This window comes from Citrobacter sp. GW821-FHT07H02, from assembly GCF_059418505.1.
Window position 1 is genome coordinate 69,597 of sequence record NZ_JBWKPZ010000014.1, and the last position, 18,982, is coordinate 88,578.

Consider the following 18,982-nt stretch of genomic DNA (forward strand, 5'->3'; position numbering starts at 1 on the left):
TTAGATCCCTTCCTCTTCGGCTTCTGGTGCCGTTTTAGTCATAGTCTGCTGACGATGTTGATTAGAAAAGAAATCGTAAGCGGCGAAACAACCCCCAAAGATAGCCAGTGCAAGGATCGGCATCTTCAGGTAACTCACTGCGGCGAAACCGGCAATCAGGAACAGGATATGCTGGCGTTGCCACATCATTTTAAGCAGCATGGCGAAACCAACGGCAGGCAGGATCCCGCCAGCGACGCTCAGACCGTGGATGACAAACTCAGGTAACGATTTGATGAAACCGGAAGCTTGTTCGGCGCCAAAGTAAATCGGAATAAAAGCGACAACAAAATACAAGATGAAGGCGAGGCTAAGACCCGTCCATTGAGTACGGGCAAAACCAGAGAAATTCATGGTTTCGATATAGCGATCGTTTTTATGCATGTACACCGCAAGGAAAGTACAAAATGCGGTCATGATCGCCTGCATCAGGATGGCGAATGGCACCGCCAGCGCAACAGATACCTTTGGATCGAGCCCGCTCACAATCGTGAACGTTACGCCGATAACGGTACCGATCACCATGTTAGGGGGTTGGGCGCCGCCAAATGCCGCAGTCTGACCCAGAAAGACCAATTCCAGAATCGCACCGACCATCAAACCTGTTTTGACGTCACCCAGCACCAGGCCAACCAAAAAGCCAACAACCACCGGGCGATAGGTTTGAAACTGCTCAGCAAACGAATCTGCACCGGTAAATGCGGCAACAAGCGCAATGAGCAAAACTGTTGTTAATTCCATGAAATTTAACCTTTGTAGACTTGTTTGCTGTCATTAGGCGTCAGCGCGTAGTACACAGTAATTCCCTTGCTGACCAACGTGTCCAGGGCGGCTTTCTCTTCAGAGCTTACGTGATAGGACTTGTAAACTTTAATGTCGTGCTCGGCGGACCAGGCGCGATTCCCCAGGTTGATCTCTTTGATCGGCACGCCGTTTTCAACAAGCTTTAATGCATCCAGCGGGTTGTCCGTCATCAGCAGAATGTGTTGTTTCTGCGAGGCCTGGTGAATGACATCGATCGTTTTTTGGACTGAAAAATAGCGAACCCCAACTCCCTCTGGCGCGGCAATGGATATCAACTGTTTCCTCAATTCATCTCCGGCTACAGCGTCATTGCAGATAACAACCAGATTTGACTGTGTATGCGGAATCCATCCCGTCGCAACCTGACCGTGAATGTAGCGGTCATCTAAGCGGGTGTGCACGATATTCACCATGGTTCATTCTCCAGACCGTTGAGTGATTATTTGTCCGGATGTCCGGACAAGTGCAATTATCAACCATAACCCAGAGTAAAAATGAGAACGTGGTCAAAAAAGAGAACAAAATGAAAAACCATTTCAGACCAGGATGGAGATCGCTGAAAAATTCAGTGGTGAGGTGTGGAGGGGCTGATAGCACATGAACACAGTGAATTGTGCTGCTCAGGGGACCTTGTCTGGCCTTCTTTGTGGCGTAAAGGCAACGGATAATCGGCGAGAATTTCCGATCATTTTGCGGTTTTGTGGTGAAAGAAATGAGTCAGGGGGAGGGACGTGCTTACCTTTGGAAGCCAGCACTGCGTCCGATAAACGTTTTATTAGCGGGTAATGTACTCGTTGCTTGCATGAATTTAGCGCTCCTGGAGTGCAATAAACGGGAAGGACAGGGTAATAAATCGGCATATTTGAAATAACGTGGGCAGTATTCATCTGGAGAGATTTCTTGTTTTGTGACGATTAACACAAAACGCTACCACCGAGGATTTTTGCCAGACAAAAGAAATGCTGATGATCAAAATCACAAAATTACGCGCTGCAAAAACTAACAAATAAAGTGTTAAAATATTGTTTAAAATGATAATAAAAAGAGCGAAATAGTTTAGTAAATGATAAATATAATATTTATTCACACACAAACAAGGTAGAAAAATGTGATGTGCCACAATTTTTAACGGCAATCTTGTCCTGCTTATACAGATAGTTGATAAATTACTTTATAAATTTAAATGTAAATTTGCGTGATAATTACGCCGTAATTGCTTGAATTATCGTCTGTGTGGGCTTTTTAAAATAACCTCTAAAACGCAGATGTTATCGCCATAAAATATCGTTATCCCCTGTGTTTTTTCTTGATAAAAGCCCATCAAAAGTCTCTGGTGAAATGCATATGACTATGATTTATAAGTGTTTATTTTGAAAATCATAGGTCTGGCAAATGTAAGGTAAGGTAATTTGTGAGTGGTCGCACATAACCACATAACTTTTATTTGGTACACTTCCTGCCGTCAATAAAGTAATTAGTGTAGGCCGATATGAATACTATTCTTCTCCCTAAAACACAGCACTTAGTGGTCTTTCAGGAAGTCATTAGAAGCGGTTCTATCGGCTCGGCTGCAAAAGAATTAGGATTAACTCAGCCAGCGGTCAGCAAAATTGTTAGTGATGTTGAAGCCTATTTTGGTGTTGAGTTAGTTGTTCGTAAAAATACGGGGGTGACGTTGACGAGTGCGGGTCAGGTATTGTTATCCTGGTCCGAAACAATCACCCGCGAAATGAAAAAAATGGTGAGTGAGATGAACAGCATGACCTGCAATACGGTCGTCGACGTCTCGTTTGGTTTTCCTTCGCTAATTGGCTTTACGTTCATGTCAGACATGATTCACAAGTTTAAAGAGGTGTTTCCGAAAGCGCAGGTTTCGATGTACGAAGCGCAGCTTTCCTCTTTTCTACCTGCGATTCGTGATGGCCGACTGGATTTCGCTATCGGTACGCTGAGCGATGAGATGAAACTGCAAGATCTGCATGTGGAGCCGCTCTTTGAATCCGAGTTTGTGTTAGTTGCCAGCAAGTCCCGAACATGCACCGGCATCACTACGCTGGAATCGTTAAAGAACGAACAGTGGGTGTTGCCACAAACGAATATGGGCTACTACAGCGAACTCCTCACCACGTTACAAAGAAATGGCATCAACAGTGAAAACATCGTTAAAACAGATTCTGTTGTCACCATTTATAATCTTGTTCTCAATGCTGATTTTCTGACAGTCATTCCTTGCGATATGACCACACCTTTTGGTTCAAATCAGTTTATTACTATTCCAGTTGAGGAGACTTTACCGGTTGCGCGATATGCCGCGGTATGGTCTAAGAATTATCGAATTAAAAAGGCAGCATCGGTTTTGGTTGAATTAGCCAAAGAATATTCATCATATAATGGTTGCAGACGAAAGCAATTAATCGAAATTAACTGAATTTAGTTTTAATACGCAATTGACGCCATGTGTCTAAATATCAGGCAGTGGTAACAGCTATTCATATTAGTTTAATACCCAGGTAAGAGGTTTTCATGCACATTACATACGATCTCCCGGTTGCTATTGAAGATGTCATCGAAGCGAAAAAAAGACTTGCGGGCAAAATCTATAAAACGGGGATGCCTCGCTCCAATTATTTGAGTGAACGTTGCAAAGGTGAAATATTCCTGAAGTTTGAAAATATGCAACGTACCGGCTCATTTAAAATCCGTGGCGCATTTAATAAACTCAGCTCTTTAACGGAAGCTGAAAGACGCAAAGGTGTCGTGGCCTGTTCAGCGGGTAACCACGCGCAAGGGGTTTCTCTCTCCTGCGCCATGCTCGGTATTGACGGCAAGGTTGTCATGCCTAAGGGCGCGCCGAAGTCTAAAGTCGCAGCCACCTGTGACTATTCTGCAGAAGTGATCCTGCACGGCGACAACTTCAACGACACGATTGCCAAAGTCAGTGAAATTGTTGAAACCGAAGGGCGTATTTTTATTCCACCTTATGATGATCCGAAAGTGATTGCCGGTCAGGGTACAATTGGCCTGGAAATCATGGAAGATTTATATGATGTCGATAACGTGATTGTGCCAATCGGCGGCGGCGGCTTAATTGCAGGTATTGCGATTGCAATTAAATCCATCAACCCGACCATTAAAATTATCGGCGTACAGTCTGAAAACGTACACGGTATGGCGGCATCTTACCATGCCGGTGAAATAACCACGCATCGAACGACCGGCACCCTGGCGGATGGTTGTGATGTCTCTCGCCCGGGTAATTTGACCTATGAAATTGTTCGTGAATTAGTTGACGACATCGTACTGGTCAGCGAGGACGAAATTCGCAGCAGTATGATTGCGTTAATACAGCGTAATAAAGTTGTCACCGAAGGCGCTGGTGCTCTGGCTTGTGCAGCATTATTAAGCGGGAAATTAGATAGCTATATCCAGAACAGAAAAACAGTCTGCATTATTTCTGGCGGTAATATCGATCTTTCTCGTGTATCTCAAATTACTGGTTTAGTTGACGCTTAATATTTCGTTGAGGATAGGATATGAGTACTACTGATAGCATTGTATCCAGCCAGACAAAACAGTCGTCCTGGCGCAAATCGGACACCACCTGGACACTGGGTTTATTTGGTACAGCCATCGGCGCAGGGGTATTGTTCTTCCCTATCCGCGCAGGTTTTGGCGGACTGATCCCCATTTTGTTGATGCTGGTGTTAGCATACCCCATCGCGTTCTATTGCCACCGCGCACTGGCACGCCTGTGTCTTTCCGGTTCTAATCCATCCGGGAACATTACAGAAACGGTTGAAGAGCATTTTGGTAAAACAGGTGGCGTGGTTATCACGTTCCTCTACTTCTTTGCGATTTGTCCACTGCTGTGGATTTATGGTGTCACCATCACCAACACCTTTATGACTTTCTGGGAAAACCAGTTGCAGATGCCAGCGCTTAACCGTGGCTTCGTGGCACTGTTCCTGCTGCTGCTGATGGCATTCGTCATCTGGTTCGGTAAAGATCTGATGGTTAAAGTGATGAGCTACCTGGTATGGCCGTTCATTGCCAGCCTGGTGCTGATCTCCATGTCGTTGATCCCTTACTGGAACTCTGCAGTCATTGATCAGGTGGATCTCAGTAATATCGCGTTGACCGGGCATGACGGTATCCTGGTTACCGTATGGCTGGGTATTTCCATCATGGTGTTCTCTTTCAACTTCTCGCCGATTGTCTCTTCTTTCGTGGTCTCTAAACGCGAAGAGTATGAGAAAGACTTTGGTCGTGAGTTCACTGAGCAGAAATGTTCCAAGATCATCTCCCGCGCCAGTATGTTGATGGTTGCCGTGGTGATGTTCTTCGCCTTCAGCTGCCTGTTCACGCTCTCTCCGGCAAACATGGCGGAAGCCAAAGCGCAGAACATTCCGGTGCTTTCTTACCTGGCAAACCACTTTGCTTCACTGTCCGGCACGAAATCGACTTTCGCGACGGTTCTGGAGTACGGTGCTTCTATTATCGCACTGGTTGCCATCTTCAAATCTTTCTTCGGCCACTATCTGGGCACCCTGGAAGGTCTGAACGGTCTGGTACTGAAGTTTGGTTATAAAGGCGATAAAACCAAAGTTTCCTCCGGCAAACTTAACACCATCAGCATGATCTTCATCATGGGTTCCACCTGGGTTGTGGCCTACGCCAACCCGAACATTCTGGACCTGATTGAAGCCATGGGTGCGCCGATCATTGCATCGCTGCTCTGCCTGCTGCCGATGTACGCCATCCGTAAAGCGCCGTCTCTGGCGAAGTACCGTGGTCGTCTGGATAACGTGTTTGTTACCGTCATTGGTCTGCTGACCATTCTGAACATCGTGTACAAACTGTTTTAATCCTTAAACGCAGGATGAGTAGTGAAATGAATGAATTCCCGGTAGTTTTGGTTATTAACTGTGGATCATCTTCAATTAAGTTTTCAGTGCTGGATGCAACCCATTGTGATGTTTTGATGGCGGGTATTGCGGACGGAATTAATTCTGAAAATGCTTTTTTGGTCGTGAATGGGGGAGAGCCAGCGCAGCTGGCTCACCACAGCTACGAAGGTGCATTCCAGGCGATAGCCGTTGAGCTGGAAAAACGTAAATTAATCGATAGCGTGGCCTTAATTGGCCACCGTATCGCCCACGGCGGAAATATCTTTACTGAGTCAGCCATTATCACTGATGAGGTTATTGAAAATATTCGCCGGGTTTCTCCTTTAGCACCATTACACAATTACGCGAATTTAAGCGGAATTGAATCGGCAAAGCAGTTGTTCCCTGGTGTTCAGCAGGTGGCCGTTTTTGATACCAGCTTCCATCAAACGCTGGCACCTGAAGCTTACCTGTACGGTTTACCGTGGAAATATTTTGAAGAGCTGGGTGTGCGCCGATATGGATTTCATGGCACATCGCATCGCTACGTTTCACAACGTGCATTCGATCTCCTTGAACTGCAGGAGCAGGATTCCGGTCTGGTGATTGCTCATCTCGGCAATGGCGCGTCAATCTGCGCGGTCCGTAACGGACAGAGCGCCGATACCTCAATGGGGATGACGCCGCTGGAAGGGCTGATGATGGGCACGCGCAGCGGCGACGTGGACTTTGGCGCCATGGCGTGGGTAGCCAGCGAAACCAACCAGACGCTGAGCGACCTTGAGCGAGTGGTCAACAAAGAGTCCGGCTTACTGGGCATTTCGGGTCTGTCTTCTGATTTACGCGTGCTGGAAAAAGCCTGGAGCGAAGGCCATGAACGCGCACAGCTGGCGATCAAAACGTTTGTGCATCGCATTGCACGCCATATTGCTGGTCACGCTGCGTCGTTACATCGTCTGGACGGCATTATTTTCACTGGCGGTATCGGTGAGAACTCCGTGTTAATTCGCCGCCTGGTGATTGAACATCTGGCCGTACTGGGCGTGAGTGTAGACAGCGATATGAACAGTCTGCCTAATTCCCATGGCGAAAGAATTATCTCAGGCAAAGAGGCCCGTGTTATTTGCGCCGTCATTCCAACGAATGAAGAAAAAATGATTGCACTTGATGCTATTCATTTAGGCAAAGTTAACGCCCCCGTGGAATTTGCATAACTTATTTGTTGTTCTGTAGAGAGATTATTTTTCATGAAGGTAAATATCGATACCAGCGATATGCTGTATGCCGACGCCTGGCTTGGTTTTAAAGGTACGGACTGGAAAGAAGAAATTAATGTCCGTGATTTTATTCAGCACAACTATACGCCATATGAAGGGGATGAATCTTTCCTAGCAGAAGCGACCCCGGCAACCACAGCATTGTGGGAAAAAGTCATGGCGGGAATTCGTATTGAAAACTCAACCCATGCCCCGGTTGATTTCGATACCAATATCGCGACAACGATAACCGCCCATGATGCGGGATATATTGAACAAGAGCTGGAAAAGATCGTCGGTCTGCAAACGGATAAACCGCTGAAGCGCGCCCTGCACCCGTTTGGCGGCATCAATATGATCAAAAGCTCGTTCGATGCTTATGGTCGCGAGATGGATGCCGATTTTGAGTACCAATATACTGAACTGCGTAAAACCCATAACCAGGGCGTGTTCGACGCCTATTCCCCGGATATGCTGCGCTGCCGTAAGTCCGGTGTATTGACCGGTCTGCCAGACGGCTATGGTCGTGGTCGCATCATTGGCGATTACCGTCGCGTCGCGCTGTACGGTATCCGCTATCTGGTGCGTGAGCGTGAACAGCAATTTGCCGATCTCCAGTCGAATCTGGAGTGGGGGCAGAATCTTGAGGCGACCATTCGCCTGCGTGAAGAGTTGTCTGAACACCGTCGCGCGCTGCTGCAAATGCAAGAAATGGCTGCCAAATACGGTTGTGACATCTCCCGTCCGGCGCGTAATGCGCAGGAAGCCGTACAGTGGGTTTACTTCGCCTATCTGGCCGCGGTGAAATCGCAGAACGGCGGTGCAATGTCACTGGGCCGTACCGCGTCGTTCCTTGATATCTACATCGAACGCGACTTTAAAGCCGGCGTCCTGACGGAGCAGCAGGCACAGGAACTGATCGACCACTTCATCATGAAGATCCGTATGGTGCGCTTCCTGCGTACGCCGGAATTCGACACCCTGTTCTCCGGCGACCCTATCTGGGCGACCGAAGTGATCGGCGGGATGGGGCTGGATGGTCGCACCCTGGTGACCAAAAACTCCTACCGTTACCTGCATACGCTGCACACCATGGGGCCAGCACCAGAACCAAACCTGACCGTGCTGTGGTCGGAAGCGTTGCCGATTGCGTTTAAAAAGTATGCTGCGCAGGTTTCTATCGTCACTTCATCGTTACAGTATGAAAATGACGATCTGATGCGTGCTGACTTCGACAGCGACGATTATGCCATCGCCTGCTGTGTGAGCCCGATGGTGATCGGCAAGCAAATGCAGTTCTTTGGTGCCCGTGCCAACCTCGCGAAAACCCTGCTGTACGCAATTAACGGCGGTGTTGATGAGAAGCTGAAAATCCAGGTTGGACCGAAAACGGCGCCATTGATGGATGACGTGCTGGAATATGACACGGTGATGGAGAGCCTGGACCACTTTATGGACTGGCTGGCGGTGCAGTACATCAGCGCCCTGAACATCATCCACTACATGCATGACAAGTACAGCTACGAAGCGTCACTGATGGCACTGCACGATCGCGATGTTTATCGGACGATGGCGTGCGGAATGGCGGGCCTGTCCGTCGCGGCGGATTCCCTCTCTGCCATCAAGTATGCGCGTGTGAAACCGATTCGTGATGAAAACGGACTGGCTGTCGACTTTGAAATTGAAGGCGACTACCCGCAGTACGGGAATAACGATGAACGTGTAGACAGCATTGCCTGCGATCTGGTTGAACGCTTTATGAAGAAAATTAAAGTGTTGCCAACCTACCGTAACGCAGTGCCGACGCAGTCCATCCTGACCATCACCTCCAACGTGGTGTATGGCCAGAAAACCGGGAACACCCCGGATGGTCGTCGCGCCGGTACGCCGTTCGCACCAGGGGCTAACCCGATGCATGGCCGTGACCGTAAAGGGGCAGTGGCGTCGCTGACATCGGTAGCAAAACTGCCGTTCACCTACGCCAAAGACGGTATTTCGTACACCTTCTCCATTGTGCCAGCGGCGCTGGGTAAAGATGACGGCGTACGCAAAACCAACCTGGTTGGCCTGTTGGACGGTTACTTCCATCATGAAGCGCACGTTGAAGGTGGACAGCACCTGAACGTGAACGTGATGAACCGTGAAATGCTGCTGGATGCCATTGAGCACCCGGAAAACTATCCAAACCTGACAATCCGTGTCTCCGGTTACGCTGTGCGCTTCAATGCGCTGACCCGCGAGCAGCAACAGGATGTCATTTCGCGTACTTTCACCCAGGCGATTTAACGCCGGAGGCGATATGAGAAAGAGTATTGAGACCCAACGTGCACCGGGGGCCATCGGCCCCTACGTACAGGGCGTTGATTTAGGCAGTTTGGTGCTGACGTCGGGTCAGATCCCGGTTTGCCCACAAACGGGCGCGGTCGCAGAAAACGTTGCCGATCAGGCACGTCAGAGCCTTGAGAACGTGAAGGCAATCGTGATTGCAGCCGGGTTAGAGGTGGGCAGCATCGTGAAAACAACTGTCTTCATTACCGATATGAATGACTTTGCCACCATCAATCAGGTTTACCAGCAGTTCTTTGACGAACATCAGGCTATCTATCCCGCGCGCAGTTGCGTTCAGGTTGCCCGTCTGCCGAAGGACGTGAAACTGGAGATTGAAGCTATCGCGGTACGCAGCGCGTAAGTCATCCTCTGCGGGGCGATCGTCAGGATCGCCCCGATCCCAATAATGAGTGTGAAACCTGGTCTCCACTGAACGGCAATCCGAGGGTGTGGATATGATTAGCGCATTCGAAATTTTTAAGATTGGCATTGGACCTTCCAGCTCGCATACCGTAGGGCCAATGAATGCTGGAAAATGTTTTATTGATCAACTGACCCGTTCTGGGGCACTGCTGCAGACAACGCGTATGGTGGTCGATCTGTATGGATCGTTATCGCTGACCGGTAAAGGGCATGCGACCGATATCGCCATCATGATGGGACTGGCTGGGAATAGCCCACAGGATGTTGATATTGATGGTATTCCTGCGTTTATTCAGGAAGCTACCCGTACCGGACGCCTGCTCGTGGCGGACGGCGCTCACGTGGTCGATTTTCCCGTCGCAGACAGTATTCTTTTCCATGAAGAAACGCTCCCGCGCCATGAGAATGGGATGCGCATCACTGCGTGGAACGGGCAGGAAAAACTGTTAAGCAAAACCTATTACTCCGTTGGCGGTGGCTTTATCGTCGAAGAGGAGCGTTTTGGTCAGGCGCATGACGTTGAAACGTCGGTTCCTTATGGCTTTCACTCCGCCAGCGAACTCCTGAAACTGTGTGAAAGAAATGGCCTCTCCGTCTCTGGCTTGATGATGCAAAATGAGCTGGCGATGCGCAGTAAAGACGAAGTGGATGCGGGATTTGCGCGTATCTGGGAGGTGATGCATGCAGGGATAGAACGTGGCATGAACACCGAAGGCGTGTTGCCTGGGCCGCTTAATGTGCCGCGTCGTGCGGTCGCGCTGCGTCGGTTACTGGTCTCCAGCGACAGCCTGTCGAGCGATCCGATGAATGTCATCGACTGGATCAACATGTTCGCCTTAGCCGTGAGTGAAGAGAACGCGGCGGGAGGACGGGTCGTGACTGCGCCCACGAACGGTGCGTGTGGCATTATCCCTGCCGTACTGGCCTATTATGACAAGTTCCGCCGTCCGGTGAATGCAAACTCAATTGCTCGTTATTTACTGGCGGCTGGCGCCATCGGCGCATTGTACAAGATGAATGCTTCCATCTCCGGGGCCGAAGTCGGCTGTCAGGGCGAGATAGGCGTCGCCTGTTCGATGGCCGCGGCAGGACTCACGGAATTGCTGGGCGGTAGCCCGGCGCAGGTCTGTATTGCGGCGGAAATCGCGATGGAACACAACCTGGGATTAACCTGTGATCCGGTAGCCGGACAGGTACAAATTCCGTGCATTGAACGTAACGCGATTAATGCTGTAAAAGCGGTGAATGCGGCGCGCATGGCGTTGCGCCGGACATCTGAACCACGGGTTTCTCTCGATAAAGTCATCGAGACGATGTATGAGACCGGTAAAGATATGAACGATAAATACCGTGAAACCTCACGTGGCGGTCTGGCAATTAAAGTCGTTTGTACCTGACAGAACCCCTTCTTCTCTTCCCCCTTTAGGCGCATCCTGGTGCGCCTTTTTTTATGTTGTGATCTCCGTCAAATTCATGTTGTGATCCCCTTCAAATAGAGAAATTGTACTCACTTATTGCTTTTTAAATAGAAAATATTTCTTAACTTTTAGAAATTGTAGGGGTTTTATTGTGAAGTTTTTCTCTGACCCTGCGCGTATGATTTCTTCATTACAAAAGCTCGCCTGCAGAAAACGTACCGCGTATCGCCTTGATGCGGCACGAAAAAAATAAAAAAATACCTCTACCTGGACATTAAGCGAGAACCTTATGGAAACGGCAACGAATAATAGCGTCATACTCGACGCATCGACTCCAGCGCGCCGGGCTGGAATGAGTGAAAGTGAGTGGCGTGAAGCGATTAAATTCGACAGCATGGACACTGGCTGGGTCATTATGAGTATCGGCATGGCGATTGGCGCGGGGATTGTTTTTCTCCCCGTCCAGGTGGGATTAATGGGGCTGTGGGTCTTTTTGCTCTCCTCCGTTATTGGCTACCCGGCGATGTACCTGTTTCAGCGTTTGTTTATTAACACCCTGGCGGAATCCCCTGAATGCAAAGACTACCCCAGCGTCATCAGTGGCTATCTGGGTAAAAACTGGGGGATCTTGTTAGGCGCGCTTTACTTTGTGATGTTGGTTATCTGGATGTTTGTGTACTCCACCGCCATAACCAATGACAGCGCGTCATACCTGCACACGTTCGGCGTCACCGAAGGTTTACTCTCTGACAGCCCGTTCTATGGCCTGGTGCTGATTTGTGCTCTGGTGGCCATCTCATCACGTGGTGAAAAGCTCCTGTTTAAAATCTCTACCGGCATGGTGCTGACCAAGCTGTTAGTGGTGGCGGCGTTAGGGGTTTCTATGGTCGGGATGTGGCGTCTGTATAACATTGGCGCGCTGCCGCCGATGGCGCTGTTGGTAAAAAACGCTATCATCACGTTGCCCTTTACGCTGACCTCAATTCTGTTTATCCAAACCTTAAGCCCGATGGTGATCTCTTACCGTTCACGTGCAAAATCCATCGAAGTGGCGCGTCATAAAGCGCTGCGCGCCATGAATATTGCGTTCGGGATCCTGTTTGTCACGGTCTTCTTCTATGCAGTCTCTTTCACACTGGCGATGGGCCACGATGAAGCGGTGAAAGCGTATGAGCAGAATATTTCCGCCCTCGCGATTGCCGCGCAGTTTATCAGTGGCGCAGGGGCCGGCTGGGTCAAAGTGGTCAGCGTTATTCTGAACATCTTTGCTGTGATGACGGCGTTCTTCGGGGTTTACCTGGGCTTTCGTGAAGCCACGCAAGGGATTGTGATGAACCTGCTGCGTCGCAAAATGCCTGCCGAGAAGATCAACGAAACCCTCGTCCAGCGCGGCATTATGCTGTTCGCCATCTTACTGGCCTGGAGCGCAATTGTATTGAATGCGCCCGTCCTTAGCTTTACCTCAATCTGTAGCCCAATCTTCGGCATGGTGGGATGTTTGATCCCCGCGTGGCTGGTCTACAAAGTTCCTGCACTGCACAAATACAAAGGCGCGTCGTTATATCTGATTATCTTCACTGGCCTGTTGCTGTGCGTTTCTCCGTTCCTGGCATTTTCTTGATATTGATGAAATTTTAAGGTCATTGTTATGTTTGAGACTACAGTAAATCCATTATGGCAGCGTTTTATCCTGGCGGTGCAGGAAGAAGTCAAACCGGCGCTGGGATGTACTGAACCGATTTCACTGGCCCTGGCGGCGGCCGTTGCGGTCTCTGAGCTTGAAGGCCCGGTCGAACGCATTGATGCGTGGGTCTCGCCAAACCTGATGAAAAACGGCATGGGAGTTACCGTACCGGGCACGGGGATGGTCGGGTTGCCCGTCGCGGCAGCGCTGGGTGCGCTGGGGGGCGATGCTCATGCCGGTCTTGAAGTGCTGAAAGACGCATCTGCTGAGACGATTGCAGAGGCGAAAAACCTGCTGGCGGCTGGAAAGGTTTCGGTGATGTTGCAGGAGCCTTGCGAAGATATCCTGTTCTCACGCGCTAAAGTTTATAGCGCCTCAGGATGGGCATGCGTGACGATCGTCGGCGGTCATACCAACATTGTGCATGTTGAAACAAACAAGGGTGTGGTGTTTACGCAGGATGAATGCCGTCAGCATGAAGATCAGGCGTCGCCGCTGGACGTACTTGCAGAGACGTCGCTGGAGGAGATTTTAGCCTTTGTGAACGCGGTTCCGTTCGAATCGATCTGTTTTATTCTCGACGCCGCGAAGCTCAACGGCGCGCTGTCTCAGGAAGGCCTGCGTGGCGCCTGGGGGTTGCATATCGGGGCGACGATGGAGAAACAGTGTGCACGGGGTCTGCTGGCAAACGATCTGTCCACCGCCATTCTGATCCGCACCAGTGCGGCGTCAGATGCGCGGATGGGGGGCGCAACGTTACCTGCAATGAGTAACTCTGGTTCGGGTAATCAGGGGATTACCGCGACGGTGCCGGTGATGGTGGTTGCAGAGCATTTCGGCGCCGATGAGGAGCGTCTCGCGCGTGCGTTGATGCTGTCACACCTGAGCGCGATTTACATCCATTACCAGTTGCCGCGTTTGTCTGCCCTGTGTGCGGCGACCACGGCGGCGATGGGCGCGGCAGCAGGAATGGCGTGGCTGATTGACGGGCGTTACAACACCATTGCGATGGCGATCGGCAGTATGATCGGCGACGTCAGTGGGATGATTTGCGACGGTGCGTCGAACAGCTGCGCAATGAAAGTGTCCACCAGCGCATCGTCGGCATGGAAAGCGGTGTTAATGGCACTGGATGATACGGCGGTGACCGGTAATGAGGGGATTGTGGCGCATAACGTCGAACAGTCTATCTCGAACCTGTGCGCGCTGGCGTCTCGTTCCATGCAGCAAACGGACAAGCAGATCATTGAGATTATGGCCAGTAAGGCACATTAATCGCCAGGCCGGATAAGATGCGTTGGCGTCACTATCCGGCAATTTACCGTCTGACTCCCCGATGGCGTTGCGCTTATCGGGTTGTCAGGCGGCGTCTTCTTCCGCCAGCCGGATTTCGGCATCCGCGACAATCGCTTCCAGCTCGGTCAACATCTCTTCATAACCAAACGGAGCAGGTTTGCTCACGGTTTCCTGCACGCTTTTTTTTGATACGGATTGACGCTGTTTAGCCGACTTTTTGCTCATAGTCATACTCCCTTGTTTTTCCAGACTATATAGGCAAATCTATCAGCAATGCGCGCAATGGCGTATCGGCCACTAACGTTATGTTAGCTTCATCACGAATAAATGCGCCGTCACCGCAGGTTAGCGCTTCTTTTTCTTCGTTATGGGTCACCGCATGGAACGTACCGTGAATCGATTGCAGGTAGGCGCGTGGACCATGCAGTTGAAAACTCACGGATTCACCCTGATTGAGCATGATGTGATGCACCCACACCTGTTGACGCAGTTGCAGGCTTTCCTGCGCGCCGTCCGGGGACGCGATCAGTTGCTGCTTGCCCAGGGTTAGCGCGGTTTTTTGTACCAGCGCATTTTCCCTTTCAGGGCAGGCGTCCAGCCACAGCTGCATCCGGGTCAGTGGCTTCTCTTTGCTGAGATTGTGTTCGCTGTAGCTGATTCCCGGCTGGGTGGCGAGCAGTAATGCCTCTCCCGCTTTCGCCTGGACATGGTTTCCTTCGCTGTCGCGATACTCGGCTTCGCCTTCCAGAATCAGATTTAAAATGTCCACCTTCGGATAGGCGCGCGGCTGGAAAGAGGCGCCCGGCGCAAGGACTTCCTGGTTCAGGACGCGCAGCGAGGCGTATCCCAACAGTTTGGGGTCAAAGTAGTGTCCAAAAGAAAAGGTGTAACGGGCCTGCAACCATCCATAATCTGCCTGGCCGCATTGTTTGGCTGTTCGGGTAGTAATCATAATTCTTGACCTCTCTTTACTTCCTTTTATGTTAAGGGGCTGGACGCTGCATTGTTAGCCAGATATTCTGCCCGGTATGTTCAAATTTCCTGAATGAGAACGCTATGGCCAAAGAAAGGGCGTTAACGCTGGAAGCGTTACGTGTAATGGATGCGATTGACAGGCGTGGCAGCTTTGCTGCCGCGGCGGATGAGCTGGGGCGCGTGCCGTCTGCGCTCAGCTACACCATGCAAAAACTGGAAGAAGAGCTGGATGTGGTGCTGTTTGACCGTTCGGGCCACCGGACAAAGTTCACCAATGTCGGGCGTATGTTGCTGGAGCGCGGGCGGGTACTGCTGGAAGCGGCTGACAAGCTCACGACGGATGCGGAAGCGCTGGCGCGTGGCTGGGAAACGCATCTGACGTTAGTGACTGAAGCTCTGGTGCCGACGTCGGCGTTCTTCCCGCTTATCGACAGGCTGGCCGGTAAAGCGAATACCCAGCTTTCGGTTATTACCGAAGTGCTGGCGGGCGCATGGGAACGTCTGGAGCAGGGGCGTGCCGATATTGTCATCGCGCCGGATATGCATTTTCGTTCCTCGTCAGAAATTAACTCCCGCAAGCTGTACACCCTGATGAACGTCTACGTGGCGGCACCTGACCACCCGATTCATCAGGAGCCTGAACCTTTATCGGAAGTTACGCGTGTCAAATATCGTGGGATTGCGGTGGCGGATACCGCCCGTGAGCGTCCGGTGTTAACCGTTCAGCTTCTGGATAAACAGCCTCGTCTGACGGTGAGCACCATTGAGGATAAGCGTCAGGCGTTATTGGCCGGACTTGGTGTCGCAACGATGCCGTATCCGCTGGTGGAGCAGGATATCGCCGAAGGGCGGCTACGTGTTGTCAGCCCGGAATCGACCAGCGAGATCGATATCATCATGGCGTGGCGACGTGACAGCATGGGAGAAGCGAAGTCCTGGTGTCTGCGGGAGATCCCCAAGCTGTTTGCCGGAAAGTAAAAGTGAAACGCACCTCTGACGAGAGGTGCGAAGATGACATCAGGCGTTAAGCTTCGGATCCGCTCCGAAACGGTTTTCGCCCGACACGCCGCTCTGGCAGGTAAAGATAAAAATGACCAGCCAGCCGATGATGGGGATGAGTAATATCAATAGCCACCATGCTGTGCGGTCGGTGTCATGCAGACGGCGAAACAGTACCGCTAAGCCGGGTAAAAAGATCAGAACCCCATAAATGCTGGTCAGCATGCCTTCTCCCGCAGTGCCCTCCCAGCCAAACATCTTGTCCAGTACCGCCAGTACCACTGTAAAGATGCCGTTGACCAGAACAAACATCCAGTACTCTTTGCGGCGCGCACGACCGCCAAAACCGATGTAGTTCTTTAATACTTTTAAATACCAGTCCATTTTTTCCTCAATCGTGGTCAATCACTTGTTTTTAAAGTAATCAAACCAAGAATAGCCGCGAATGGGAAAGTGGTAAATATTTGAGGTGTGAATAAACAAAGCACCCTGAAGGGTGCCCTGTAAACTAGCGAAAACGGAGATCGCGTCCGTGAGGCTCGTTAAGATCCTGCCACGGGCCGACAGAAATAATGCCGGTTGGGTTGATGGTTTTGTGACTGCGGAAATAGTGGTGGCGAATATGGTCGAAATTGACCGTTTCCGCGATGCCCGGAATTTGATAAATATCGCGCAAAAAGCCGTACAGATTCAGGTAGTCGCTGATACGGTGCTTGTCGCACTTGAAATGTGTCACGTACACCGGGTCGAAGCGCACTAATGTCGTCCACAGCCGGATGTCTGCTTCTGTTAACCGATCTCCGGTCAGATAGCGATGCTGCCCCAGAATCTGCTCCAGGCGCGCCAGCGAGTCAAAGACGTGGGTCACGGCGTCATCATAAGCCTGTTGGCTGGTGGCAAAACCGGCTTTATAGACACCGTTGTTCACATTGTCATAAATCCAGCTGTTCAGTTCGTCTATTTCAGTGCGCAGTTCCGGAGGGTAGTAATCGCCCGCTTTCGCGCCCAGCGCGTCAAACGCCGTGTTGAACATACGGATGATTTCCGCCGATTCGTTACTGACGATGGTGTGATTCTTTTTATCCCACAGCACCGGCACGGTGACGCGACCGCTGTAATGCGGGTCGGCGTGCAGGTAGAGTTGGTAAAGAAATTCATGCTGATAGAGTGTATCGCCCGTCGCCGCGGGAAAATCATCGTCGAACGTCCAGCCGTTTTCCAGCATCAGCGGATTGACGACCGACACCGAGATGAACGGTTCCAGACCTTTGAGTTTACGTAAAATCAGTGTGCGGTGCGCCCAGGGGCAGGCAAGAGAGACGTACAGATGATAGCGGTCTTTTTCCGCGGCAAAACCCCCGTTGCCAGATGGACCCGGTGCGCCATCCGCAGTGAGCCAGTGGCGGAAAGCCGATACGGAACGTTGAAATTTCCCTCCGGTAGATTTGGTTTCATACCAGACATCATGCCAGACGCCGTCAATCAGTTGTCCCATTTTTTCTCTCCTGCGGATAGTAAAAACGAGGAGTAAACCTCCTCGTTTTTTGATTCTTAATTATAGTGCGCTTACCACTTTTTATTCAGCACACGGTCGATGCTGAATGCGCCCGGACCCGTGATAGCCAGCAGCAGGAAGCCGCCTGAAATGGTCAGGTTTTTCATGAACATCAGCGAGTTTACGCCTTCAGCAAAGTTGCTGTGGAACAGGAATGCCGTTAACAGTGTAAAGCCCGCAGTGAACAGCGCGGTCGTACGGGTCAGGAAACCAAACAGGATTGCCAGACCGCCGCCAAACTCAAGCAAAATCACCAGCGGCAACATAAAGCCAGGGACGCCCATCGCTTCCATATATTGTTGGGTACCCGCATATCCGCTGATTTTTCCCCATCCTGCGGTAATAAACAGGATTGGCATCAGAATGCGCGCTACCAGTACACCAACATCTTCTAATTTTTTCATTTTACTCTCCAGGAAACCACTCAGGCTGCTGATTATGTTTTTTATGCTATTACGCGGTAAAGCGCGTCGTTGCTGTCGATGGAGGGAATCATAAACGTGGCTAATGACAATTGTTAGCAAGGAAAACTGTCAGTATTTTTCAAAAAATTTGAGTGATGCGCAGAAGAAAGGGTGTGTAGCCTGATAAACGAAGCGTTATCAGGCTTGAGGTGTGGCAAGGTTAATTACGTAAATGCTGCTGCCGTAGCGTCGACTTAACCAAGCGCCAGGCACTCCAGAGACCGAATCCTCGTTTCGTCCAACGCACCAGCCTGTTGGGGTGACGAAGTGTCCAGATGGCCATCACGCTGCTGCCCACTAGCGCCCATGAGCGTAGATTGAGCAGCGTGTTCCAGCCGCGATCGTACGCACGGGTGGTTTCAAGCCAGTCCCGGCGACAGACAGACAGATCCAGCCTTTGCTGCTGGATCTGACTAAGCAGGATGGCCTTACGCTTTTGGCGTTCGACTTTGCTGCTCATTGGGCATCATCCTCAAGGATTTGTCTGTCGTTCGCCAGTTCGCGTCGTGTGTGGCGCAACAGGGTAGAACGACGCGCCTTGCGTAACGTCCAGATTCCGCCGATCAATGCCATCACCAGCAGCACCACTGTCGTGGCGATCATGACATTGAGTCGATACTGAGGATCAACGGCCCAGATGATCAGAATCATCAGGCTCATCAGACCGAAAGCGGCAAACAGCATGGTGAGACCCAGCATCAGCAAAAGCTGGATGAGGTTTGCTTTTTCTTCTTCCAGCTCAACAACCGCCAGTCGCAAACGGGTCTCCACCATCTCAACGAGAATAGTGACAATTCGCTGGCCAATCCCCAGAACGCTTTTACCCGGTCCTGGTGTTTGATGGGAATCCGCCAT

19 protein-coding genes are annotated in these 18,982 nt (G+C 50.8%); 10 read left to right on the forward strand and 9 right to left on the reverse strand.

The annotated features are described in order from the left end of the window. Positions 1 to 780: a PTS sugar transporter subunit IIC gene (locus AC07NP_RS14765; RefSeq protein ID WP_203359882.1), complete on the reverse strand. Its 780-nt coding sequence runs from the start codon at positions 778 to 780 to the stop codon at positions 1 to 3. A 5-nt stretch (positions 781 to 785) separates the two neighbouring features. Beyond that, positions 786 to 1,256 carry a PTS sugar transporter subunit IIB gene (locus AC07NP_RS14770; RefSeq protein ID WP_203359883.1) on the reverse strand — a complete coding sequence of 157 codons (471 nt, stop codon included), beginning with the start codon at positions 1,254 to 1,256 and terminating at the stop codon, positions 786 to 788. Between the two features lie 1,076 nt (positions 1,257 to 2,332). Between AC07NP_RS14770 and tdcA the strand changes: the two genes are divergently transcribed. The 9 genes from tdcA to AC07NP_RS14815 all read left to right on the forward strand — a co-directional run bounded on the left by tdcA (position 2,333) and on the right by AC07NP_RS14815 (position 14,113). Then, positions 2,333 to 3,271, forward strand: coding sequence for a transcriptional regulator TdcA (gene tdcA, locus AC07NP_RS14775; protein ID WP_203359884.1), 939 nt, complete (start codon positions 2,333 to 2,335; stop codon positions 3,269 to 3,271). A 95-nt stretch (positions 3,272 to 3,366) separates the two neighbouring features. After that, positions 3,367 to 4,356 carry a bifunctional threonine ammonia-lyase/L-serine ammonia-lyase TdcB gene (gene tdcB / locus AC07NP_RS14780; RefSeq protein ID WP_203359885.1) on the forward strand — a complete coding sequence of 330 codons (990 nt, stop codon included), beginning with the start codon at positions 3,367 to 3,369 and terminating at the stop codon, positions 4,354 to 4,356. Between the two features lie 20 nt (positions 4,357 to 4,376). Then, positions 4,377 to 5,708 (forward strand): threonine/serine transporter TdcC, encoded by a 1,332-nt coding sequence (gene tdcC / locus AC07NP_RS14785; protein WP_203359886.1) that lies wholly within the window; start codon positions 4,377 to 4,379, stop codon positions 5,706 to 5,708. Between the two features lie 26 nt (positions 5,709 to 5,734). Then, complete coding sequence (gene tdcD / locus AC07NP_RS14790) at positions 5,735 to 6,943, forward strand: propionate kinase (protein WP_494660913.1); 1,209 nt, start codon at positions 5,735 to 5,737, stop codon at positions 6,941 to 6,943. Positions 6,944 to 6,976: 33 nt separating this feature from the next. Beyond that, the gene (gene pflB, locus AC07NP_RS14795; RefSeq protein WP_203359888.1) at positions 6,977 to 9,271 is read left to right on the forward strand and encodes a formate C-acetyltransferase; all 2,295 of its coding nucleotides are present in this window, start codon (positions 6,977 to 6,979) and stop codon (positions 9,269 to 9,271) included. A 13-nt stretch (positions 9,272 to 9,284) separates the two neighbouring features. Then, the gene (locus AC07NP_RS14800; protein WP_494660914.1) at positions 9,285 to 9,674 is read left to right on the forward strand and encodes an enamine/imine deaminase; all 390 of its coding nucleotides are present in this window, start codon (positions 9,285 to 9,287) and stop codon (positions 9,672 to 9,674) included. 94 nt (positions 9,675 to 9,768) lie between these two features. Then, positions 9,769 to 11,133: an L-serine ammonia-lyase gene (gene tdcG, locus AC07NP_RS14805; protein WP_494660915.1), complete on the forward strand. Its 1,365-nt coding sequence runs from the start codon at positions 9,769 to 9,771 to the stop codon at positions 11,131 to 11,133. A gap of 310 nt (positions 11,134 to 11,443) precedes the next feature. Beyond that, on the forward strand, positions 11,444 to 12,775 hold the full coding sequence (locus AC07NP_RS14810) for an SLC5/6 family protein (protein WP_494660916.1): 1,332 nt from the start codon (positions 11,444 to 11,446) through the stop codon (positions 12,773 to 12,775). A gap of 27 nt (positions 12,776 to 12,802) precedes the next feature. Continuing rightward, the gene (locus AC07NP_RS14815; RefSeq protein WP_494660917.1) at positions 12,803 to 14,113 is read left to right on the forward strand and encodes an L-cysteine desulfidase family protein; all 1,311 of its coding nucleotides are present in this window, start codon (positions 12,803 to 12,805) and stop codon (positions 14,111 to 14,113) included. 84 nt (positions 14,114 to 14,197) lie between these two features. Here the strand turns inward: AC07NP_RS14815 and AC07NP_RS14820 are convergent, their stop codons facing one another. After that, a complete protein-coding gene (locus tag AC07NP_RS14820; RefSeq protein WP_203359892.1) occupies positions 14,198 to 14,359 on the reverse strand; it encodes a protein YhaL in 162 nt (53 codons plus the stop codon). A gap of 25 nt (positions 14,360 to 14,384) precedes the next feature. Beyond that, positions 14,385 to 15,086, reverse strand: a complete 702-nt coding sequence (locus AC07NP_RS14825; protein ID WP_494660918.1) for a pirin family protein — start codon at positions 15,084 to 15,086, stop codon at positions 14,385 to 14,387. 104 nt (positions 15,087 to 15,190) lie between these two features. On the opposite strand from AC07NP_RS14825, the gene yhaJ reads away from it, so the two are divergent. Continuing rightward, on the forward strand, positions 15,191 to 16,087 hold the full coding sequence (yhaJ, locus tag AC07NP_RS14830; RefSeq protein ID WP_192613565.1) for a DNA-binding transcriptional regulator YhaJ: 897 nt from the start codon (positions 15,191 to 15,193) through the stop codon (positions 16,085 to 16,087). A gap of 39 nt (positions 16,088 to 16,126) precedes the next feature. Here yhaJ and AC07NP_RS14835 read toward each other — a convergent pair whose 3' ends face one another. The 5 genes from AC07NP_RS14835 to AC07NP_RS14855 form a co-directional block, all read right to left on the reverse strand. Beyond that, positions 16,127 to 16,492 (reverse strand): DUF805 domain-containing protein, encoded by a 366-nt coding sequence (locus AC07NP_RS14835; protein WP_203359894.1) that lies wholly within the window; start codon positions 16,490 to 16,492, stop codon positions 16,127 to 16,129. Between the two features lie 124 nt (positions 16,493 to 16,616). Beyond that, positions 16,617 to 17,603: a glutathione S-transferase family protein gene (locus AC07NP_RS14840; RefSeq protein ID WP_494660919.1), complete on the reverse strand. Its 987-nt coding sequence runs from the start codon at positions 17,601 to 17,603 to the stop codon at positions 16,617 to 16,619. A 71-nt stretch (positions 17,604 to 17,674) separates the two neighbouring features. Continuing rightward, the gene (locus AC07NP_RS14845) at positions 17,675 to 18,067 is read right to left on the reverse strand and encodes a DoxX family protein (RefSeq protein ID WP_193568566.1); all 393 of its coding nucleotides are present in this window, start codon (positions 18,065 to 18,067) and stop codon (positions 17,675 to 17,677) included. A 220-nt stretch (positions 18,068 to 18,287) separates the two neighbouring features. Beyond that, entirely contained in the window at positions 18,288 to 18,587 is a 300-nt protein-coding gene (locus AC07NP_RS14850; protein WP_494660920.1) for a YqjK-like family protein, read from the reverse strand. Then, the gene (locus AC07NP_RS14855; protein ID WP_494660934.1) at positions 18,584 to 18,982 is read right to left on the reverse strand and encodes a phage holin family protein; all 399 of its coding nucleotides are present in this window, start codon (positions 18,980 to 18,982) and stop codon (positions 18,584 to 18,586) included. The genes AC07NP_RS14850 and AC07NP_RS14855 overlap by 4 nt, the downstream gene beginning before the upstream one ends.